Annotated in this window: 25 protein-coding genes; 19 read left to right on the forward strand and 6 right to left on the reverse strand. The window is 59.5% G+C overall.

Going from position 1 to position 21170, the window contains the following annotated elements; all coding sequences use genetic code 11:
* Nucleotides 1-57 precede the first annotated feature (57 nt).
* The 10 genes from ACR0J4_RS01795 to ACR0J4_RS01840 all read left to right on the forward strand — a co-directional run bounded on the left by ACR0J4_RS01795 (nt 58) and on the right by ACR0J4_RS01840 (nt 10037).
* A complete protein-coding gene (locus ACR0J4_RS01795) occupies nt 58-1188 on the forward strand; it encodes a bifunctional 2-C-methyl-D-erythritol 4-phosphate cytidylyltransferase/2-C-methyl-D-erythritol 2,4-cyclodiphosphate synthase (RefSeq protein ID WP_170641856.1) in 1131 nt (376 codons plus the stop codon).
* Entirely contained in the window at nt 1185-1682 is a 498-nt protein-coding gene (locus ACR0J4_RS01800) for a phosphatidylglycerophosphatase A family protein (protein ID WP_170641857.1), read from the forward strand. Before ACR0J4_RS01795 ends, ACR0J4_RS01800 begins: the two co-directional genes overlap by 4 nt.
* Entirely contained in the window at nt 1679-2155 is a 477-nt protein-coding gene (locus tag ACR0J4_RS01805; protein ID WP_170641858.1) for a CinA family protein, read from the forward strand. The genes ACR0J4_RS01800 and ACR0J4_RS01805 overlap by 4 nt, the downstream gene beginning before the upstream one ends.
* A gap of 198 nt (nt 2156-2353) precedes the next feature.
* A complete protein-coding gene (locus tag ACR0J4_RS01810) occupies nt 2354-3535 on the forward strand; it encodes an ammonium transporter (protein WP_170641859.1) in 1182 nt (393 codons plus the stop codon).
* A 141-nt stretch (nt 3536-3676) separates the two neighbouring features.
* Nucleotides 3677-4354, forward strand: coding sequence for an orotate phosphoribosyltransferase (locus ACR0J4_RS01815; RefSeq protein WP_170458556.1), 678 nt, complete (start codon nt 3677-3679; stop codon nt 4352-4354).
* 259 nt (nt 4355-4613) lie between these two features.
* Nucleotides 4614-6104 (forward strand): replicative DNA helicase, encoded by a 1491-nt coding sequence (locus tag ACR0J4_RS01820; RefSeq protein WP_170458558.1) that lies wholly within the window; start codon nt 4614-4616, stop codon nt 6102-6104.
* A gap of 106 nt (nt 6105-6210) precedes the next feature.
* Nucleotides 6211-7254 (forward strand): Hint domain-containing protein, encoded by a 1044-nt coding sequence (locus tag ACR0J4_RS01825; RefSeq protein ID WP_480668276.1) that lies wholly within the window; start codon nt 6211-6213, stop codon nt 7252-7254.
* Between the two features lie 226 nt (nt 7255-7480).
* Complete coding sequence (gene alr, locus ACR0J4_RS01830; RefSeq protein WP_170641860.1) at nt 7481-8515, forward strand: alanine racemase; 1035 nt, start codon at nt 7481-7483, stop codon at nt 8513-8515.
* On the forward strand, nt 8512-9294 hold the full coding sequence (locus tag ACR0J4_RS01835) for an MlaE family ABC transporter permease (RefSeq protein ID WP_170548344.1): 783 nt from the start codon (nt 8512-8514) through the stop codon (nt 9292-9294). Before alr ends, ACR0J4_RS01835 begins: the two co-directional genes overlap by 4 nt.
* Complete coding sequence (locus ACR0J4_RS01840; protein WP_170641862.1) at nt 9291-10037, forward strand: ATP-binding cassette domain-containing protein; 747 nt, start codon at nt 9291-9293, stop codon at nt 10035-10037. Before ACR0J4_RS01835 ends, ACR0J4_RS01840 begins: the two co-directional genes overlap by 4 nt.
* Here ACR0J4_RS01840 and ACR0J4_RS01845 read toward each other — a convergent pair.
* Nucleotides 10034-10462, reverse strand: a complete 429-nt coding sequence (locus tag ACR0J4_RS01845) for a thioesterase family protein (RefSeq protein WP_170548341.1) — start codon at nt 10460-10462, stop codon at nt 10034-10036. The two genes, ACR0J4_RS01840 and ACR0J4_RS01845, sit on opposite strands and share 4 nt — an antisense overlap.
* 103 nt (nt 10463-10565) lie before the next feature.
* On the opposite strand from ACR0J4_RS01845, the gene ACR0J4_RS01850 reads away from it, so the two are divergent.
* The 4 genes from ACR0J4_RS01850 to ACR0J4_RS01865 all read left to right on the forward strand — a co-directional run bounded on the left by ACR0J4_RS01850 (nt 10566) and on the right by ACR0J4_RS01865 (nt 14066).
* Nucleotides 10566-11012, forward strand: a complete 447-nt coding sequence (locus ACR0J4_RS01850; protein WP_170548338.1) for a paraquat-inducible protein A — start codon at nt 10566-10568, stop codon at nt 11010-11012.
* 156 nt (nt 11013-11168) lie between these two features.
* Entirely contained in the window at nt 11169-11951 is a 783-nt protein-coding gene (locus ACR0J4_RS01855; protein ID WP_170641864.1) for a kinetochore Spc7 family protein, read from the forward strand.
* A gap of 120 nt (nt 11952-12071) precedes the next feature.
* Nucleotides 12072-13436 carry a DNA repair protein RadA gene (gene radA / locus ACR0J4_RS01860; RefSeq protein WP_170641866.1) on the forward strand — a complete coding sequence of 455 codons (1365 nt, stop codon included), beginning with the start codon at nt 12072-12074 and terminating at the stop codon, nt 13434-13436.
* 39 nt (nt 13437-13475) lie between these two features.
* The gene (locus tag ACR0J4_RS01865) at nt 13476-14066 is read left to right on the forward strand and encodes a CvpA family protein (protein WP_170641868.1); all 591 of its coding nucleotides are present in this window, start codon (nt 13476-13478) and stop codon (nt 14064-14066) included.
* A 94-nt stretch (nt 14067-14160) separates the two neighbouring features.
* On the opposite strand, the gene ACR0J4_RS01870 is transcribed toward ACR0J4_RS01865, so the two are convergent.
* Nucleotides 14161-14307, reverse strand: a complete 147-nt coding sequence (locus tag ACR0J4_RS01870; RefSeq protein WP_170641870.1) for a hypothetical protein — start codon at nt 14305-14307, stop codon at nt 14161-14163.
* A 358-nt stretch (nt 14308-14665) separates the two neighbouring features.
* Here ACR0J4_RS01870 and purF point away from each other — a divergent pair, with 358 nt between their 5' ends.
* The 3 genes from purF to ACR0J4_RS01885 all read left to right on the forward strand — a co-directional run bounded on the left by purF (nt 14666) and on the right by ACR0J4_RS01885 (nt 17359).
* Nucleotides 14666-16189 (forward strand): amidophosphoribosyltransferase, encoded by a 1524-nt coding sequence (purF, locus tag ACR0J4_RS01875; protein ID WP_170641873.1) that lies wholly within the window; start codon nt 14666-14668, stop codon nt 16187-16189.
* Between the two features lie 234 nt (nt 16190-16423).
* Nucleotides 16424-16672, forward strand: coding sequence for a hypothetical protein (locus ACR0J4_RS01880; RefSeq protein WP_170641875.1), 249 nt, complete (start codon nt 16424-16426; stop codon nt 16670-16672).
* A gap of 42 nt (nt 16673-16714) precedes the next feature.
* Complete coding sequence (locus ACR0J4_RS01885; protein WP_170641877.1) at nt 16715-17359, forward strand: SDR family NAD(P)-dependent oxidoreductase; 645 nt, start codon at nt 16715-16717, stop codon at nt 17357-17359.
* A gap of 59 nt (nt 17360-17418) precedes the next feature.
* Here ACR0J4_RS01885 and ACR0J4_RS01890 read toward each other — a convergent pair whose 3' ends face one another.
* The 4 genes from ACR0J4_RS01890 to ACR0J4_RS01905 all read right to left on the reverse strand — a co-directional run bounded on the left by ACR0J4_RS01890 (nt 17419) and on the right by ACR0J4_RS01905 (nt 19933).
* Entirely contained in the window at nt 17419-18261 is an 843-nt protein-coding gene (locus tag ACR0J4_RS01890) for an ATP-binding protein (RefSeq protein ID WP_170641879.1), read from the reverse strand.
* A 119-nt stretch (nt 18262-18380) separates the two neighbouring features.
* A complete protein-coding gene (gene tatC / locus ACR0J4_RS01895) occupies nt 18381-19256 on the reverse strand; it encodes a twin-arginine translocase subunit TatC (RefSeq protein ID WP_170483497.1) in 876 nt (291 codons plus the stop codon).
* Nucleotides 19253-19711 (reverse strand): Sec-independent protein translocase protein TatB, encoded by a 459-nt coding sequence (tatB, locus tag ACR0J4_RS01900; RefSeq protein ID WP_170641881.1) that lies wholly within the window; start codon nt 19709-19711, stop codon nt 19253-19255. The genes tatC and tatB overlap by 4 nt, the downstream gene beginning before the upstream one ends.
* Nucleotides 19712-19717: 6 nt before the next feature.
* Nucleotides 19718-19933, reverse strand: a complete 216-nt coding sequence (locus tag ACR0J4_RS01905) for a twin-arginine translocase TatA/TatE family subunit (RefSeq protein ID WP_170373887.1) — start codon at nt 19931-19933, stop codon at nt 19718-19720.
* 218 nt (nt 19934-20151) lie between these two features.
* On the opposite strand from ACR0J4_RS01905, the gene ACR0J4_RS01910 reads away from it, so the two are divergent.
* Both ACR0J4_RS01910 and ACR0J4_RS01915 read left to right on the forward strand, forming a co-directional pair.
* A complete protein-coding gene (locus ACR0J4_RS01910; protein WP_170641883.1) occupies nt 20152-20454 on the forward strand; it encodes a hypothetical protein in 303 nt (100 codons plus the stop codon).
* A 21-nt stretch (nt 20455-20475) separates the two neighbouring features.
* Nucleotides 20476-21147 (forward strand): helix-turn-helix transcriptional regulator, encoded by a 672-nt coding sequence (locus ACR0J4_RS01915; protein ID WP_170641885.1) that lies wholly within the window; start codon nt 20476-20478, stop codon nt 21145-21147.
* Nucleotides 21148-21170: the final 23 nt, after the last annotated feature.

Here is a 21170-nt window from a genome sequence, read left to right on the forward strand (position 1 = left end):
TTGCCTCTGCATTCACCGCCCCCTAAACAAAGCGCAGCATTCCGGAGAAACCCGACCATGACCACAGCCGCCATAATCGTTGCCGCAGGGCGTGGATTGCGCGCCGGAGGCGGCGCGCCTAAGCAATGGCGCGCGCTGGCCGGTCGACGCGTAGCGGATTGGACAATCGACCGGTTTCGCGGCCTCGTCGACTACACTGTTTTGGTCCTGTCGGACGAAGACGCCTCGGCCTGGGAAGAGTTTCGCGAGACCGACTTAATACTGGCCGCAGGTGGTGCGGACCGGGCAGGATCGGTTCGTAACGGGTTGCAAGCATTGGAAAATCACCAAGTGACCCGCGTGCTGATCCATGACGTGGCACGGCCCTGTGTCTCGGCACATCTCATTCAAAACGTCCTGAGCGCGCTGGATACCCACCAGGCCGCGGCCCCCGGCTTACCCGTTACGGATGCGCTTTGGATCGGGCATGGTGGCTCGGTGTCTGGGACGCAGGACCGTAGCAACCTGTTCGCTGCGCAGACCCCTCAGGGGTTTGACTACGATTCCATCGTCAAAGCGCATGCCGCGCACCCCGGAGGCGCCGCCGATGATGTTGAGGTCGCGCGGGCCGCAGGTCTTGAGGTTTGCATTGTGCCAGGCGATGCGGACAATCTGAAAATCACCCGCCCCGAGGATTTCGAACGGGCGGAAAGCATAATGGGAACGACTATGGATGTGAGGCTGGGCAACGGCTATGACGTGCATCGTTTTAGCGATGGCGATCACGTGATCCTCTGCGGCGTGAAGGTCCCGCATGAACGCGGGCTGCAAGGGCATTCCGACGCGGATGTCGGGATGCACGCGGTCACCGACGCGATTTACGGCGCGCTAGCACAAGGGGATATCGGCCAGCACTTCCCCCCTTCGGCCCCGCAATGGAAAGGCGCAGCCAGCGAGATCTTCCTGCGCCATGCGGTCGAGTTGGCCGAGGCGATGGGCTACCGCATCTCGAACGTCGATTGTACGCTGGTCTGCGAATACCCCAAGATCGGCCCTCATGCCCCGAAAATGAAAGAAGAAATGTCGAACATCATGGGATTGCGCACTGATCAAGTCTCGGTCAAGGCAACTACGTCCGAGCGTCTGGGCTTTACCGGCCGCAGCGAAGGCATTGCATCGCTCGCCACTGCCTGTCTGGTGAAAGCATGAACATCGCGCGTCTGATCGGAACTGTCGGCGGCGTCGGATATCTGCGCCCTGCCCCCGGCACATGGGGATCGCTTGTCGCCCTGCCTCTGGTATGGGTCCTGCACGTTCTAGGCGGCTTCCCCCTGCTCGTCTTCGCGACGCTCGTTGTGTTCATCGCAGGGCTGTGGGCCACAAAAGTGATGACCGCCGGGCAAGAGGATCACGACCCGTCCGAGATCGTCGTCGATGAAGTCGCAGGCCAGTTCGTCGCGCTCTGGGCCATTTCTTACCCAAGCTGGGCACACGGTATCGAGATCACCGCGCTCTGGCCCGGTTGGGTCGCGGGGTTCCTGCTGTTCCGGCTGTTCGACATCACCAAGCCCGGCCCGGTCGGCTGGGCCGATCGCAAAGGAGACGCGATGGGCGTGATGCTGGATGATGTGATCGCCGGGATCTTTGCCGCCATCGGTGTGATGGTTCTGGCCGGGATCGCACATGGAGTGTTGGGCCTATGACCGTATCTGAGCTGTTGGACCGTGCCATAGAGCAAGGCATCATGATCGCGACGGCAGAAAGCTGCACGGGCGGCATGGTGGCCGCTGCCTTGACCGACATCCCCGGCAGCTCGGCCGTGGTGGAGCGGGGTTTCGTCACCTACACCAACGACGCCAAGCAGCAGATGCTTGGCGTGCGCGGCGAGACGCTGGACGCCTATGGCGCGGTCTCAGAGCAGGTCGCACAAGAAATGGCCGAAGGCGCTCTGCGCCAGTCGCGCGCGCAGCTGGCCGTGTCGATCACCGGCATCGCAGGCCCCGGAGGATCGGAATTCAAACCCGAAGGCCGCGTGTGCTTTGGCCTTGCCGCCGAAGGGCAACCTACGCGCACCAAAACTGTCGAGTTCGGCGCTCTGGGGCGCGAAAGGGTCCGTCAGGCCGCGCGGGATCATGCGCTGGAAATGCTTTGTTCCGGTCTTTCGCAAACCGCTTAAATTTACAGCAACTATACTGCATTGACGCAAAATTAAGCGTCAGTTGAAAAAAAGCCGTCTAAATAGGCGTCTTTTTGCACCTTTGCCTCTTTTTTCCCCGATCCAGCTCAGCTTCAACCCGCCGCACACCACTCACGAGGTGTCGGCCGTGGCGGTTTGCCCGGCCGACGCCCAAACGGCAAAAAAGGAGACCGGCCCATGAACGGAGCCGATACAGCCTGGATCATTGTGGCAACCGCACTGGTCCTGTTCATGACATTGCCGGGCCTTGCCCTGTTCTATGGCGGGCTTGTGCGTGCCCGAAATGTCCTCAGCGTGTTTATGCACTGCTTCTCGATTGCCTGTTTAATGAGCATCCTTTGGCTGGTCGCGGGTTATTCCATCGCCTTCGGGCCCGGTGAAAGCGGGTTCTGGGGTGGATTGGGCAAAGCGTTCCTGAACGGTGTCGATGCCGAAAGCCTCGCGGGCACCCTACCCGAAATCCTATTCTTTGCCTTCCAGATGACCTTCGCGATCATCACCCCCGCCCTAATCGTCGGCGCCTATGTCGAGCGGGTCGGCTTTGGCTTTGTCCTCACCTTCTCGGGCCTGTGGATGCTGCTGTGCTACGCGCCGGTGGTCCACTGGATCTGGGGCGGCGGGATGCTGTCTGATGGTGGCATTCTGGGTGAGATCGGCGTGCGCGACTTTGCCGGTGGCATCGTTGTTCACGAAACCGCCGGTCTGGCCGCGCTGATCATCGCCGTGATCCTCGGCCCACGCCGCAACCGCACGACGCCTCCGCACAATCCGGGCTTTGTCATGATCGGTGCCGCGATGTTGTGGGTCGGCTGGTTCGGCTTCAACGGCGGCTCGCAACTGGCCGCTGACGGAGGCGCCGCGATGGCCATGACCGTCACGCATCTGTCTGCCGCGACCGCATCCCTGACCTGGGCACTGTGGGAGAAGATCCGCTTTGGCAAAGCGTCAATGGTGGGTCTGGTCACCGGCACCATTGCGGGTCTGGCCTCGATCACTCCGGCCTCGGGCTTTATGGGTCCGGTGCAAGCGCTGATCATCGGGGCCGTTGCAGGTGTTCTGTGTCAGGAGGCCGTCTTTGTCATCCGCAACAAGCTGAACATCGACGACACGCTGGACGTTTTTGCAGTGCATGGTGTCGGGGGCATCTTTGGCACTCTGATGATTGCGCTGTTCGGTCTGGGCACATGGGCAGCACAACTTGGAGGCCTAGTGATTGTGGGCGCCTTTACGGCAGTTGTCACCTTTGTGTTGATTAAGGTGGTTGCAGCCATCACCCCGCTTCGCGTAGACGCCGAGACCGAGACAAACGGCCTCGACCTGTCGGTACACGGCGAGCGTGCCTATGACATGAGCAGCTAAGCCCACCTTGGTTGCCCATCGCCCGCAAGGGCAAAAGCGGACCTGTCGCGGGTCCGCTTTTTCTTTGTTCGGCCCTCTCGACTCCGGGCCGATGGACAGGCTATCAGCCCGCAACACTCTTTCAGCCCCGAGGTTTGCGCCATGATCCCCAGTTCATTTCCCGACAGCTCTGAAATCGCCCGCCTGACCGCGCGGATGCTGCTGGAGATCAAGGCCGTTCACTTCAACTCGCGTGAGCCGTTCACGCTGGCCTCGGGCCTGCCAAGCCCGACCTATATCGATTGCCGCAAGCTGATCTCATACCCCCGCATCCGCTCGACCCTGATGGACTTCCTGACCGTCACAGTGATGCGCGAAGCCGGGTTCGAGGCGTTCGACAATATCGCGGGCGGTGAAACGGCGGGCATCCCCTTTGCCGCCATGGTCGCGGAGCGGATGGCCCTGCCCATGACCTATGTGCGCAAGAAGCCCAAAGGCTACGGCCGCAACGCCCGCATCGAAGGCGCGATGAGCGAAGGGGAACGCGTGTTGCTGGTCGAGGATCTGACCACCGATGGCGGCTCCAAGCTGTCCTTCGTCGACGCGATCCGTGAAACGGGCGCGACCTGCGGCCATACCGCGGTGATCTTCTACTACGGCATCTTCCCCGAGACCGAGAAGACCCTCGGCGATCACGGCGTGAAGCTGCATTCGCTGTGCACTTGGTGGGACGTTCTGGCCGAGGCCAAGGCACAAAAGGCCTTTGACGAAGAGACCCTTAGCGGTGTCGAAGCCTTCCTGAACGACCCGCGCGGGTGGCAGGACGCGAATAAATCGTAAAATTCGGCCTGTGGGTAAGCTGGGGATATTTGATTTTCGAATCGATCCAAAGCGCGCCTATCTAGTCGAATTTCGCGCCCATCACACCAAATGTTGCGATAGCTTTCGTCCCGTGCAAAACTGGACGGAAGTTATCCCCATTCAGATGGGCAGTTATCCCGAAGCCGGGGGCGGTTATACCAACTTACCCCCATTCATTTGCAGATAGCTTGAACCGGGGCTTGGCGTGTAGAACCTCGGAACGGGCAGCGGGGACAAGATGAACGAGATCAGCAGTATCGAGCAGGCAGCGGCGCAGATTCAAAACGCCGAAACCATGCCGCATTCCATTGAGGCCGAGCAGCAGCTTCTGGGCGCGATCTTAACCAATAACGACCTCTATGACCGGGTCGCTTCGATCATCGGGGCCGAGCATTTCTACGACCCGGTTCACTCACGGATCTACGAGGTCGCAGCCAATCGCATCGCCAAGAATGCGCTGGCTTCGCCCGTGACGCTGAAATCCTTCATGGCAGATGACGAAGGCCTGAAGGAGTTGGGCGGACCCGCGTATCTGGTCAAACTCGCCGGTGCCTCAATCAGCGCCTTCGCGGTGCATGACTATGCCCAAATGATCTATGACCTCGCCATTCGACGCGAGCTGATCCGTCTGGGCCGCGACATCTCGGACAAGGCGGCACGGGTCGATGTGTCCAGCGAGCCCAAAGAACAAATCGTTGAGGCCGAGCAACAACTCTATCAGCTTTCCGAGCAGGGCCAGACCGAACAGGGCTTCCAATCCTTCCTGAAGGCGGTCACAGAAGCCGTCAATGTCACCAACGAGGCGTACCAGCGCGGTGGCGGCATGGCGGGGATTTCCACCGGTCTGGCCGACTTGGATAAACAGTTGGGCGGGTTACACCCTTCGGACCTGATCATTCTCGCGGGTCGTCCGTCGATGGGTAAAACCTCGCTGGCGACCAACGTGGCGTTCAACGTGGCCAAGGCCTATAAGCGCGGGCTGAAACCCGATGGCAGCGAAGGCGCGATTGACGGCGGCGTTGTGGGTTTCTTCTCACTTGAGATGAGCGCCGAACAGCTGGCCGGTCGTGTTCTGGCCGAAGCCTCGGAAATCTCCAGCCACAAGATCCGTCAAGGTGACATGACCGAGGCCGAGTTCCGCCGGTTCGTCGACGCAGCGAAGGAATTGGAAGCCTGCCCCCTGTTCATTGACGACACGCCTGCCCTGCCGATTTCGCAGTTGGCAGCGCGTGCGCGGCGGTTGAAGCGGACGCACGGGTTGGATCTGCTGGTGATCGACTATTTGCAGCTGTGCCGGGGCATGTCCGACAACCGCGTCAATGAGATCGCCGAGATCTCGATGGGCATGAAGGCGATTGCCAAGGAATTGAACATCCCGGTCATCGCCCTGTCCCAGTTGAGCCGTCAGGTGGAAAGCCGCGACGACAAACGCCCGCAACTGTCTGACCTTCGGGAATCGGGCTCGATCGAGCAGGACGCCGACGTGGTGATGTTCGTGTTTCGCGAGGAATACTACAAGGAACGCGAAAAGCCCGGCGATCACGAGCTGGAAAAGATGGAAGAGTGGAAGCAGGCCATGGAGCGCCTGCATGGCAAGGCCGAGGTCATCGTCGGCAAGCAGCGCCACGGCCCCATTGGCACTGTCGAACTGTCGTTCGAGGCGCAGTTCACCCGCTTTGGCAATCTGGTCAAACCCTGGCAACAAGGCGGCGAGATTGAGGGTTACTAAAAGTCACTTTAAATATCCAAATAGCCGATTTTGAATGCCAATCGTCGTGTGTTAGTGTGTACTGAATGACGGCACGTACTGCCGGATTTTAGCAAGGCCTACGTCATTGCCCGCGATCATTTCGGAAATACGATACAGAAACGGGCCAAATTTTGCGCCAGACGGCGATTTCATCGAAATCCGCGTTCCGACCGGTACGGATGTCTCGGACCTGAGGGTTCAAGTTTACAATGCCAACGGAACAGTACGAAGCTCCACAGATGTCGATACAGCGCCGGTGAACACGGTCAACGGTTTCGACTATTATGTGGTCTCGGCACGTATCAACCGGCTGGGCGCTGTGTCGCTTGACGACAATGGCACGGTGCTGAGCTTTGTGTCCTTCGACAATGAGGTCACCGCAACACAAGGCGCCGCCAGCGGGCAGACCTCTACCCAGATCGGCAGCAACGGAACAGATGACACCTCGTCCCTTACCTCGACCGACGGGGTGAATTTCGTCGAGAACCCGAACCCAAGCCCCGGCGCGCCATGCTTCACAGCCGGCACTCTGATCGGCACGCCGCGTGGCAAGGTTCCTGTTGAGGCACTCCGCGCCGGAGATCAGGTTCTACTCGAAGATGGCCCGCCGGAGACCCTGCGTATGACCCTGTCCCGCAGCCTCAACCGGGCCGAGTTGATAAAGACCCCGCAACTGTTTCCGGTTCGCATCGTCGCTGGAGCGCTTGGGCAGTCGCTGCCGAAACGTGATCTTATGGTCTCGCGCCAGCATCGGATGCTGATCCGATCTCCGATTGCGCAGCGCATGTTCGGGACCGAATCCGTTTTGGTCTCGGCAATTCAATTGACCCGAATGCCCGGTGTATTCGTCGACACCAGTGTCTCGCAGGTGACCTATCACCACCTTGTGTTTGACCGCCACGTGGTGCTGTTTGCCGAAGACGCGCCCAGTGAAAGTCTATTTACCGGCCCGCAGGCGCTGCAATCCATGGATGACGCCTCACGCGAAGAGTTGATGCTGCTGTTCCCGCAGCTTGCACTCTTTGCCACCCCGCAGCCCGCGCGCTACATTCCAAGCAAAAAGCGCCAGCGCAAATTGGTGACCCGACATCTTAACAACAACAAGCCGCTGCTTGACGAGCGGCGATAAGACGGGCCTCCTGCGTGGGTCGCTCTGAACGATCCGCCGCTCAAAAGACCTTTGACTTGTATCGCTGCACAATCCCGGTACGCGCATCACTGCCAGTCAAAAGCCCCTCAAACCTACCCAAATTCCTGCGTCAGATGGCCGTATGCCGCCTATCTTGCGGATTTTCCTGACAGGTTGTGTACGATCCCCTCTTGACCTGCCGCATTCCAGTGTCATGAACAACTCCATGAGTACCGCACGTTTGACGATCAATCTTCAGGCGCTCGCCAGCAACTGGCGGGCGCTCGATGCAAAAACGGATGTCGAAACCGGCGCCGTAGTTAAGGCCGACGCCTATGGTCTTGGGGCCGAACCTGTCGCCTGGTCCCTGGCCGAGGAAGGTGTCCGCAAGTTCTTTGTCGCCGTTGCCGAAGAAGGCGCAGACATTCGCGAGGCGGTAGGGCCCGGACCGATGATCGCTGTATTCTCAGGTCATATGGACGGGGATACCGAGCTGCTGCGCGATAACGACCTGATACCCCTGATCAACTCGGGCGAGCAATTCCAACGCCACCAACAGGCTCTGCCTGAACATGGGTTCGGCATCCAGCTTGACACCGGCATGAACCGTCTTGGACTGGAGCCCGCCGACTGGGCCGAGCTGCGCCCTCAGGCAGAGGCGTTGAACCCGGCGGTTGTGATGTCTCATCTGGCCTGCGCGGATGAACCGGACCACCCGATGAACCAGCAGCAGCTATCCGCGTTTCGCGGGATGACCGACGGGATGACGGCCCCCAGGTCTCTGGCAGCCACCGGAGGCACTTTGCTGGGGCCTGAATTCCACTTTGACTTCTGCCGTCCTGGCATTGGCCTTTACGGCGGAATGCCCTTTGCCGAGGCCAAGCCCGTCGTCACCGTTGATCTGCCGGTCGTGCAGGTGCGCAACGTCGCGGTAGGAGAAACCGTGGGCTACGGCAACAGCTGGACGGCACGCCGCCCGTCGAAGATAGCCACCGTCACAGCCGGATATGCCGACGGCCTGCACCGCGCCATTGGCGGCGGCATTGACGCCTTCGCAGGCAATCAGCCCTGCCCGGTCGTGGGTCGCATCTCGATGGACCTGATCACCATCGACGTCACCGATCTGGGCTTTGAGCCCGAGAAGCTGCGCATCCTCAACGGACATCAGACCGTCGATGATCTGGCCGAGGCCGCCGGCACGATCGGTTATGAAATCCTGACCTCAATGGGCCGCCGTTATTCACGAGGGTACGTGGAATGAACCCGCTGTCTCTGCTGGGTGGGTTGGGCCGCACAGTTCTGACCCTGCTGGCCGCGTTTGGGCGCGTGACCCTGTTCGCTCTGGACTCGCTTTCACACATCCTGCGCCCGCCCTACTACCCGCGCGAGATCGCGATGGCGCTGCTGAATATCGGCTGGCTCTCGCTACCCGTGGTCGGCCTGACCGCGATCTTCACCGGCGGCGCGCTGGCCCTGCAGATCTACGCAGGCGGCGCGCGGTTCAATGCCGAGGCCGTAGTCCCTCAGATTGTTGCCATAGGCATGGTGCGAGAGCTTGGCCCGGTTCTGGTTGGCCTGATGATCGCGGCCCGCGTGACCTCCTCCATCGCCGCCGAAATCGCCACGATGAAAGTGACCGAGCAGATTGACGCGCTGGTCACCCTGTCGACCCATCCGATGAAATACCTTACCGCTCCGCGTGTTCTGGCGGCGCTGATCACGGTGCCGATCCTTGTCGGTATCGGCGACATCATAGGCATCATGGGCGGCTATACTGTGGCGACACAGAACCTCGGGTTCAACCCGGCTGCCTATCTGCAAAACACGGTCAACTTCCTTGAAACCCGCGACATCGTCTCATCCCTTGTCAAAGGGGCAGCCTTCGGCCTGATCGCGGCCATTATGGGCTGTTACTACGGCATGAACTCGGGCCGAGGCGCCCAAGGCGTGGGCCGCGCCACCAAAGGCTCGGTCGAGGCCGCCGCCGTGCTGATCCTCGCCGCCAACTTCGTTCTGACAGGAGTGTTCTTCTCGCTATGATCCGGATGGAGAACGTCAAAAAGTCCTTTGATGACAACCACGTGCTGCAGGGCATGAACCTTGAGATCCCAAAGGGTACCTCAATGGTGATCATCGGTGGGTCCGGCACGGGCAAATCGGTCGCGCTGAAGTGTATCCTTGGTCTGATCAAGCCCGACAGCGGTATGATTAATGTCGACGGCAAGGACGCCAGCAAAGGCGACCGAGACGCGTTTCTGGCGCGTTTTGGCATGTTGTTTCAGGGCGCGGCCTTGTTTGACTCGCTGCCCGTCTGGCAGAACGTGGCTTTCCGCCTGTTGCGTGGCTCGCTGAAACGCCCCACGGATGAGGCGCGCGAGATCGCCATCGAGAAACTCCGCCGTGTGGGTCTGAAATCCAACGTCGCCGACCGCTTTCCGTCCGAGTTGTCGGGGGGGATGCAGAAACGCGTGGGCCTTGCCCGCGCCATCGCCGCCGAGCCCGAGATCATCTTTTTCGACGAACCCACAACCGGGCTGGACCCGATCATGTCCGGCGTCATCAACGACCTGATCCGAGAGATCGTGACCGAGATGGGCGCAACCGCCATGACCATCACCCACGACATGACCTCTGTCCGCGCAATTGCCGACAACGTGGCGATGCTGCATGACGGGGTGATCCAGTGGACCGGACCTGTTAGTCAGATGGACGCGTCGGGTGATCCGTATCTAGAGCAGTTCATCAGCGGGAGTGCAGAGGGGCCGATTGAGGCGGTGCGCTAATCTTCAATCTTTGCCATCCACTTAGTCGAACGTTCGATAACGTCCTGCGGAATAGCTTCTGCGCGCCTTGTCTGCAGGTTGAGCAAAACGCATTTGAAAACAGTGGAAAATGTCGTTTCACTGTCCGTAACTCGAATTAGTTTGTGGCTGAAGGTCATGGATTTCGTTCCTACCTCCAGGATTTCGCTTTCCATCTGTATCGCTTCGCCGGCACTCAATTCCACAAGAAAATTGCTGTCTGCATGGACCACCGCAAAGGATAGCTTTCGTCCCGATCGCATGTCTTCGGCCGTAAGCCCCAGCTCTGACTGCAACGCAAAAACGGAATCCGAGCATGCAGCAAAATACTTGGACACATTCATATGCCCCAGAAAATCACAGTCTGATGGATCGACAATTGACTTGTAGGCCACAAAACCCGACATCGTTCCTCCCCGTCTAAAAATAACTCAGTGGCGAGTACCGGTTTAAGTTAACCATAACAAAACATCGCCGCAAAATCTGAAATCTCGCCGAGACGCACAGCAAATGACCCTCCGCCTCGCTACCCTCTCCCTCCTGATCCTCTACCCGATCGCGTGGTTCGCCCCACTGATGCGCGCGGGCCTGCTACCGATCTTCGGACTTTCCGAAATCAGCGTCATCACCGGCCTCCAATCCCTGTGGAAATCCGACATCTTCCTCGCGCTGGTCGTCACTGTCTTCGCCCTCTTTGCGCCCTACATCAAAACCATCGGCACCGCCCTGATCCAATGGGACCTGCTGGATGCCCGCGTCCAACCCGCACTGAACATCCTCGGCAAGCTCGCCATGGCCGATATCTTCCTCATCGCGCTCTACATCACGCTGGCCAAGGGGATCTCCTACGCGACCATCGAGACGGCCTGGGGCCTTTACCTGTTTACTGGCTGCATTCTGGCCTCGATCGCGCTGGGATATATTACTGAGATGACATCCACATCACGAAAACCTTAGACCGTGTTGATTGAAAACACATTTCTAAGTATCATCTTTATATTTCGAGCAGCAAAGTTCTAGTCGTGTACGGGTCCGCAGAGGATCACCTTGCGTGTTTGATATGTCCTCCGCTTCGGCCCGATTTGTATCGGTTTGAGAAGGAGATGGACGACCATGCCCGCCCTCAACAACATTACATTGCAATTTCAGAATGCCTTTTTAAGACTGACTTTTTTCATGATCTGCATCGCGGCCCTTGGCGCAGTGGTTGCAACTTCACTCTCGGCGCTGGGGGTTTTGCCCTGGCTGTCACTTCAGGCCGGATTCGGCCAGACCGGCGTGATCGACGCAGGTATTTTTGTTCAGATCGGCCTGACCTGCCTGATTCTCATGCTGGGCTTCTACCTGCCCTCCAGCGCTCGGATGATGGCCCTTGAGAACGCCCACAGGAAGTTTTCACTGAATATGCAGGACATCGTCGAGGCCTACCAGGTCGCCCATGCCGCCGACCGTAGCGGCGTTTTTGCCTTGGCCTCGGAGTTCGATGCGGTCAAAGAGCGTATGGCCTTTCTGCGCGACCACCCCGACCTTCAGGCGTTAGAACCTGAGATCCTGGAAACCGCCGCTCAGATGAGCCAGATCAGCCACGAACTGGCCGAAACCTATGGCAACGAGAGGGTCGAACGCGCCCGGATGTTCCTGAAACAGCGGCAGGAAGAGGTCGAACTGTTCCAGCAACGGATCGAGGACGCCCAGACCATCCTGCATGAACTCAGCCAATGGACCCGCGATATCGAGATCGAGGAATCCATCGCCAAATCCCAACTGACGCGCCTACGAGATGAACTGTTCGACCTCCTCCCCGAACTTTCAGCGCAATTGCAGACACCACCCGACGGCAGCGACCCAAGCGCGTCCAGCGTGGTCGCCATGTCGCCCCCTCGCGCCGCAGAATAGGCGCGTCAGCGCCCGGCGCACCCGATGGCCCGCAGGGCCTAAGGACGCGGCGTGCCACCGGCGGAGATGAAAGCCCGCAAGGGCTTGAAGAACCGCCCGTCCTCGGGCACCAAAGGCCTCATGGCAAAGACGACTTCTTTCTCCTGTTCGGCCTGCGGTGCGACACATACAAGATGGTCCGGGCGGTGCGACGCCTGCGGCGAATGGAACACGATCACCCAGGACGTGCCCCTGTCGGCTGGTCCAGCCAAGAAATCCCTCGGCGGCAAGCGGGGCCAGTCCATTGCACTCACGGACTTGTCGACCGAGGAGACCCCGCCACCCCGTACGCTCAGCGGGGTGGATGAACTTGACCGCGTTCTGGGTGGAGGCCTCGTCCCTGCCTCGGCCCTGTTGGTGGGCGGAGACCCCGGCATCGGCAAATCCACCCTTCTGCTGCAAGCCGCCGCTCGGTTCGCCCGCGCTGGCGTCAAAACGATCTATGTCTCGGGGGAAGAAGCCAGCGCGCAGGTCCGTATGCGTGCCCGGCGTCTGGGGCTCGAGGATGCGCCGGTCCAACTGGCGGCTGAGACCAATCTCCGCAACATCCTGACAACGCTTGAGGCTGAAAAACCAGGCCTCGCCATCATCGACTCGATTCAGACCATGTGGGCCGATACGGTGGATAGCGCGCCCGGCTCGGTGTCACAAGTCCGGGCTGCAGCGCATGAATTGACCACGTTTGCGAAACGACACGGTGTTTCGATCGTGATGGTCGGCCATGTCACCAAAGAGGGCCAAATCGCAGGCCCGCGCGTCGTCGAACATATGGTCGACACCGTTCTCTATTTCGAGGGCGAACGCGGCCACCAGTTCCGTATCCTGCGCGCGGTCAAAAACCGTTTTGGCCCCGCAGATGAGATCGGCGTGTTCGAGATGACAGGCAAAGGGCTGGCGCAGGTCACTAATCCCTCGGCTCTGTTCCTGTCCGAACGCGGCACGCCCAGCCCCGGCTCGGCCGTCTTTGCCGGAATTGAAGGCACACGTCCGGTTTTGGTCGAACTGCAAGCCTTGGTTGCTCCGTCACCGCATTCGCAACCCCGCCGTACCGTCGTCGGCTGGGACAGCGGACGGCTGGCGATGATCCTCGCCGTGCTCGAGGCCCGCTGCGGCATCCCCTTCGCGGGTCTCGACGTCTATCTGAACGTCGCCGGAGGGCTGAAGGTCAGTGAACCCGCCGCCGATCTGGCCGTTGCCGCGGCGTTACTAAGTGCACGCGAAGACAGCGCCCTGCCTGCAGATACAGTCGTTTTCGGAGAAATCTCTCTGTCCGGGGCACTTAGACCGGCCCCTCAGACCGAAAACAGGTTGAAAGAAGCACAAAAACTTGGTTTCACATCGGCAATCGCTCCGGCGGGCGGCAAAACCGGTACTGTGGCAGGTCTGACACTCACCCGACCCTCTGATTTGGTGGGGTTTGTTGGCGAAACCTTCGGAGCAGGTTAAAGTCCGGCCCTGAGGGGCAGAAAAGAACAGGCGAGGGCCATGGAAGGTTTTACAATTATTGACGGGGTTGTGGCCCTGATCATCGTGCTGTCAGGCATTCTGGCCTATTCGCGCGGGTTCATGCGCGAGGTTCTTGCCATCGCTGGCTGGGTGGCAGCAGCCGTTCTGGCATTCATCTTCGCACCGCAGGCCGTGCCGCTGGTCAAAGAAATCCCGGTGGTCGGAGATTTCCTGCGCGACAGCTGCGAATTATCGGTCATCACCGGCTTTGCGGCCGTGTTTGCAATTGCCCTGATCATCGTCAGCATCTTCACGCCGCTATTTTCATCGCTGGTGCAACGGTCGGCACTGGGCGGTCTGGATCAGGCGCTTGGCTTCTTCTTCGGCATCGCGCGGGGCATCCTGCTGGTCGCTATCGCGTTCTTTGTCTACGACACCGTGATGACCGGCCAGTCCTACACGCTTGTAGACGAAAGCCGCTCGGCCAAGGTGTTCGAACAGTTCAGCACCCAGATCGAAGAACAAAACCCCGAGGCCGCGCTGGGTTGGGTCACTGCACAATACGAAGAGCTGGTGGCCAGCTGCACCGCAGGCGACTCGGCCCCTGCTGCGGAAACCACCGACAGTTAAATCACACAGACAGTTAATCGAAAAGCCCGGCCTCGCGCCGGGCTTTTTCATTGAACAAACCCCTCACCCCCGCAGACCGTGCAGCGGGTGGTTTTCAAGCCGAAACAGCCATCACACCGGCTGGAAATCGGTTTACCCAGAATATCACGACTTTTGACCACTTCACCTGCCCCATTGCAGATCGGGCACGGCGCACGCCCCATGCCGCGGCACCGATGGCAGCGCCTTTTCGGCGGCTCATCTTTCTTGTTTGGTGAGCGTTCCTGCCACATTCTGGCCCCCTCCCCGATAAGTTCCGCGATGAAATTATGCATATGTCAGCACAAATGAATTCATATGTCACCACGCCGCAACTGAAGAAATCAGAACTGCGGCCTATAGAAATGTGATCCTTTGATGACAGCCGCGTTCTAAGGCAGTATGTGGAGGCCAAACTGCCACGGAATCGGAGCTGTCGGGTTTGTCCTTTCAATGTTCATCTGCCTGCAATGCGGTGATAATGCACCGTCTGGCCTGCAAGATACGAACGGTACGACCCCTCCCTATCCGGCCGTCACTCAACCCTCTGGTCAAAACGTCATAGTAATTGGAGCCCGTAAATGTGTGGGATTTTGGGGATCGCAAGCCGGACACATGATGTGTTTGCGGAAATCTATGACGGGCTGCTGATGCTGCAGCACCGGGGTCAGGATGCCTCGGGGATCGTCACATATAATGGTGAGTTCTTTCGCGAGAAAAAAGCCAACGGTTTGGTCAAAGACGTGTTCAACGCGACGGACGCCGAAACGCTTCTGGGCAAAGTCGGCATGGGCCATGTGCGCTATCCCACCGCAGGGTCGCTCAGCGCGTCCGAGGCGCAGCCCTTTTTCGTCAACGCGCCTTACGGTATTTATCTGGTCCACAACGGCAACATCACTAACACGGCTGAGCAGCGCGAAAAAGTCACCGGCAAATACAGCCGTCACCTGCGCACCACGTCAGATTCAGAGATCCTGCTGAACGTTCTGGCCGACAAGGTGGCCGACGCGATCAAGGTGAATGGCAATGCCGAACCCATCCGCAACATCTTTGCCGGCGTGAAGATGACGATGGAGCGTGTGCAGGGTGCCTACTCGGTCATCTGCCTTGTCGCCGGTGTTGGCATGCTGGCCTTCCGCGACCCGCACGGCATTCGTCCGCTTTCGGTTGCTATCCGCGAGACCGAGGGCGACGGCAATGACTACGCCTTTGCCTCCGAGGACGTGGCCTTTGGCATCAACGGCTTTACCAAGATCCGTGACCTGAACCCCGGCGAGGCCATCCTGATTGATCTGGACGGCAACATGCACGAGTTTCAGGCCGTCGAAGGCAAGCTGACGCCCTGTATCTTCGAATATGTCTACCTCGCCCGTCCGGATTCCCTTCTGGATGGAGTCTCGGTCTACAAAACCCAGATGCGTATGGGGCAAACGCTGGCCAAACAGATCCAGGACTCGGGTCTTCAAATCGACCGGATCATCCCAGTTCCAGACAGCGCCCGCCCCGTGGCGCTTGAGGCCGCCAAGATCACCGGCATCCCCTATCGCGAAGGTCTGGTGAAGAACCGCTATGTCGGTCGGACCTTCATCATGCCCGGTCAGGAAGAGCGTCAGAAATCCGTGCGCCGCAAGCTGAACGCCATTCCGCTGGAGTTCAAGGATCACAATGTCCTGCTGATCGACGACTCGATCGTGCGCGGCAATACGATCAAGAAGATCGTGCAAATGTGCCGCGAGGCCGGGGCCAAGAAGGTCTACATCGCCAGCGCCTCGCCCCCGGTGAAATACCCCAATGTCTATGGCATCGACATGCCCACCAAGCACGAGTTGATCGCCAACGGCAAAGAGATCGAAGAGATTCGCGAAGAACTGGGAGCAGATGCTCTGTTCTATCAGAACCTCGACGATCTGATCTGGGCCGCCAAAGAAGGCAACCCTGACATCGAGGCGTTCGACTGTTCCTGCTTTGACGGAAACTACATCACCGGCAGTGTCAGCGGTGACTATCTCGACAGTCTAGAAAACAGCACCCGCGTCAGCAAAAAGCGCGAAGACATGCAGGTTGTCGGCGGGTCGTGGAACGCGGCGAAACTGGCGTCGGGCTAAAGAGACAACGCGAATCAGAAAACAACGCAGGCCGTGGACATCGCCACGGCTTTGGCTGGATTTTGCCGATAGGAATGACCTGATTGCAAAGGCTTCCGCCCCCCTCACCTCGCCGTGATCTGTTGCGAGCGGGGTGATCTTTTGATTTATTTTGCGGTTTGGTAGGCAGCGCTTCTCCACCACTCACACAATCCACTTAGATGGGGGGTTCGAACCCGGTTCGAGCCGCAGAAAATGCCAAATGCCAATGTCAAAAGCGCGGCCACGCAGCGGGGCGCGTTGAAAAGAAATTCGGTCTCGGTTCTGGGTGTCTTTGGCCCGAAAGCCGACCTGCGCGCGTTGATGCGCCTGTCTTCGGGACGTTTAAAAGAGGTCAAGCCGGGCAGCCGCGTAGCCTCGGGCACCGTTGTCGCCATTGATGAACACGGGATCATGCTGCGACAAAGCGGCCAGACCCGCCGGATTGGAATTCCGGGGGGCTAGCGCCCTCTTGACGACCCGCGCGCGGGCGTTCAAACCGCTGCCATGACCGATCAGACCAAAGTTGCCCTTGTCACTGGGGCCTCTCGCGGGTTGGGCGCAGCCCTGGCCGAAGCGCTGGCCCCCGAGTATCACATCGTCGCCGTCGCCCGTACCACTGGCGGGTTGGAAGAGCTGGACGACCGGATCAAAGCCAAGGGCGGTTCGGCCACCCTTGCGCCCATGGACATCACCGACCCCAACGCGATGGCTACCCTATGCAGGGGTATTCATGATCGCTGGGGCAAAGTGGATTTGTGGCTGCATACGGCCGTCCATACTTCGGCCCTCACACCGGCGCATTTCGTTGATCCCAAAGAGTGGACAAAGGCGATGAACACCAACGCCAATGCCACCTCGGTACTGATCCCCTATGTGACACCTTTGCTGGGTGAGGCCGGGCATGCCGTGTTCTTTGATGACCCCAAAGCGGGCGAGAAGTTCTACGGCATCTACGGCGCCACCAAGGCCGCCCAGATCGCTCTGGCACACAGTTGGCAGGTTGAGACTGAACGGACTGGGCCCAAAGTGTCGATTGTGGAGCCTGCCCCGATGCCGACAGCCGTGCGCGCGCGGTTTCACCCCGGTGAGGATCGCGATGTGCTGACCAGCACAGCGGATGAAGCGGCTCGGATTCTGGCGTTGTTGTAGGGAATGGCCCTTTGGGCCATGCCTCCGGCGGAGGTATTTTTAGCCAGATGAAGCTGGGATCACGCGATATGGACGCCGTTGCGCCCCGCGAGATCGACGAAGAATTGCCACGCAACACGGCCCGAGCGCGACCCGCGCGTCGCCTGCCATTCGATGGCTTCCGCGCGTAAGGTTTCCGGGTCGACCGACACTTTGTAGGCGGCGCAATAACGGTCGATCATGGCCAGGTATTCGTCCTGATCACAGGGATGGAAGCCCAACCACAGCCCGAAACGATCGGACAGTGAGACCTTTTCTTCGACGGCTTCGGACGGGTTGATGGCGCTGGAGCGTTCGTTCTCGATCATGTCCCGCGGCATCAGGTGGCGGCGGTTCGAGGTGGCGTAGAAGACGACGTTTTCGGGCCGGCCTTCGATGCCGCCGTCCAGCACAGCCTTGAGCGATTTGTAGTGCTGGTCGTCATGGCTGAACGACAGGTCATCACAGAACAGGATGAACCGGTGCGGCGCCGCGCGCAGGTGGTTCAACAGCCGCGCGACCGAGCTCATGTCTTCGCGTTGAAGCTCGACCAGTTTCAGGTTTGCGTGCTCGGTTTGCAGCGTGCCGTGGACGGCCTTCACGAGGCTGGATTTCCCCATCCCCCGCGCGCCCCAGAGCAGCGCGTTGTTGGCCTTGTAGCCCTTCGCAAAGCGCCTTGTGTTGTCCAGCAGCGTATCGCGTGAACGGTTAATGCCCACCAACAGATCCAGATCCACGCGGTTGACCTGAGGGACAGGGTCAAGCCGGTCAGGTTCAACCTGCCAGACGAAAGCCGATGCAGCGTTGAAGTCCGGACCCGCTAGGGGGGCCGGAGCCATCCGCTCTAGCGCGTCGGCGATACGGTTCAGGGCTTGGGTATCCATGGCGGCCTCCGGGGTCTTATTCCAACGGTGTCAAACCATGTTCGGCTTTTGGCAACAAGGGGTTCCAACGAAAAAGGCGCGCCTGTCATGGGCGCGCCTGTCTTGGAAACAGCAAGAGATTACTTCCCGTCTTCTTCCTGCATCAGGTCCTCATCCGCTTCGGCCTCGTCATCATAGTAGCCATCCGCGCGGAGTTGTTCTTCGCGTTTCTTCTCGACACGCGCCACAAGGAAGATCGACACCTCATAAAGGCCGTAGACCACTACGAACAGAATGATCTGTGTGATCACGTCGGGAGGCGTCACGAGCGCGGCAAGCACCAGAATGGCGACTACCGCGTATTTACGGACACTACCCAGCCCCTCAGCCGTGACCAGCCCCGCCTTGCCCATCAGCGTAAGCAACACCGGCAGTTGGAAACACAACCCGAAGGCCACGATGAACTTGATTGTCAGGTTCAAGTATTCCTGAGCGGAGCCTTGGAACACCACGCTCAGCGGTGCAGAGGTGGCGCCATCCACGACGGCCTCACCTTCAGCGCCGAACTGCTGGAACCCGAGGAAAAAGTCATAGGCCAAAGGCGTTACGACGTAGAAGGCGAAGCTTGCCCCCAACAGGAACATGAAGGGCGAGGCCAACATGAACGGCAAGAAAGCGTTCTTCTCGGACCTATATAGCCCCGGAGCAACAAAGCGCCACATCTGCATCCCGATATAGGGGAACGCCAGAATAAAGCCCCCCAGCAGCGACACCTTGATCGCAACAAAGAAGCCTTCCTGCGGCGAGATGAAGATCAGCCCGCAATCCTGGCCACGCTCATTCAACACCTCACACAAAGGATGCGTCAGGAAGTTGAAAAGAGGCGTCGCAACCGTGAAACAGATGATCATACCGATCAGAAACGCCACGACGCAGTGAATGAGTCGTGTCCGCAATTCGGCCAGATGCTCGATCAGAGGGGCCGAGCTGTCTTCGATTTCGTCGGTCTTGCTCATGTCTTGTTCTCAGTGTTCAGCGCGGCTTCGGCCTCTTCGGCTTTGGCCAGCGCATCAGCCGCTTCTTTGGCCTTGCGCTCGGCAGCGGCGCGAGCAGAGGTGGCTTGAATCTTCTTGGCCTGTTCCGCCCGCTCAGCCGCCAGCTTGCCCGTTTCACTTTCCGGGTCGAACTTCGTGGGGTCGATGCTGCTGCTCAAATCCTGAGCGGCCTTTTTGACACCGTCCATCGCGCTGTTCACGGGATTCGTAGCCGCGTTCAGGCCCTTCTTGATCTCGTTCACACCTGCCTGGTCCGCAGCCTCGTTCATGGCGCTGGTGAATTCGCGCGCCATCCCACGGGCCTTGCCGACGAACCGCCCGACATTGCGAAACAGCACGGGCAGGTCTTTTGGCCCCACCACAATCAGGGCAACGATGCCGATGACCAGAAGCTCGGTCCAGCCCAGATCAAACATCCGGGTTTAGACCTTGTCTTTCTCGGTTTCGGGCGTGACGTCCTTGGCCACTTCGGCTGCATCCTGCTCCAGCTCGTCCGCGCCTTCCTTGACGCCTTTCTTGAACGAGGTGATGCCCTTGCCAACCTCACCCATCAGCGAGCTGATTTTTCCGCGGCCAAACAGCACCAGCACCACAACAGCGATCAGCAGCAGGCCGGGAAGTCCGATATTGTTGAGCATGTTTGTTCTCCTTCTCAAAGGCGCACTGCGCCTGAACCTTTTTCTGACCCCGTGTTTACGCGGCCAGCCGCGTTCTAAAAAGACAGCCGCGCCAATTCCGGCGGCAAATTTGATGTGATCTTGCGGATTCATGGCTCTCGCTTTTCTCAACTGACAGGTTTATGTCAGTTGCAACGGGCTAGGACAGCGGTATCGCAACCTGGTCAACGGAGAAACACATGACCCATGTCGCCGAAATCGTCACCTTCACCCTGACCGAGGGCACCTCACCCGAGGCCTTCGTCAAACTCAGCCAATCGACCGAGAGCTTCGTGCGCGCAGCACCCGGCTTTGCCCACCGCCACCTCAGCCAAGGGGAAGACGGCCGCTGGACGGATTATGTCGTTTGGCAAGATATGAACGCTGCACAAACGGCGGCCGCAGAATTCCCGCAGCAGGAGTTTGCGCCAGCCCTGATGGCGGCCATCAACCCCGAAAGCCTGCAGATGCGGCATGAGGCAGTCCTATGGAACATGACCTGACACAGGTCAGAACGGCGTATCATGCGCCGCACTGATCGCCTGTTCGACATCATTCAAATCTTGCGCGACGGTAAACTACACCGCGCGCAGGACATCGCGGACCGGCTCGAGGTTTCGGTCCGCACGATCTATCGCGACATGGACACTCTGGTCGCCTCGGGCGTTCCCGTCGACGGCGAACGCGGCGTGGGTTACATGGTGCGCGAGCAGATCACCCTTCCCCCACTCAATCTGACCACGGCCGAGCTTGAGGCGCTGAACCTCGGGATGGCCATCGTCGCCGAGGCAGCTGATCCCGGCCTGAAAGCCGCAGCCGAGTCACTGGCGGAAAAGATCGACGCTGTCCTGCCCACGCAGGTCGTGGCCGAGGCTGATACATGGAAATTCGCGGTCTACCCCTTCGCCGACGCCGCGCGCGGATTGGCGCATATGGCCCCGCTCCGCGCCGCCATCAAAACCCGCCAGAAACTGCACCTGTCCTACCGCCGCATCGACGGCACCCTAACCGAACGCACCATCCGCCCCCTCCATATGGAGTATTGGGGCCGCGTCTGGACCCTCACCGCATGGTGCGAGCTGCGCAACGGCTTTCGCGTTTTCCGCATCGACCTGATCGAAACCGTGACTCCCCTGCCCGAGCTTTTCACAGACGAGCCGGGAAAACGCCTGAGCGACTTCGATCCACACGGGTGATCCGCCCTTCATCTGGCTAAAAA

This window comes from Ruegeria sp. B10, from assembly GCF_056539825.1.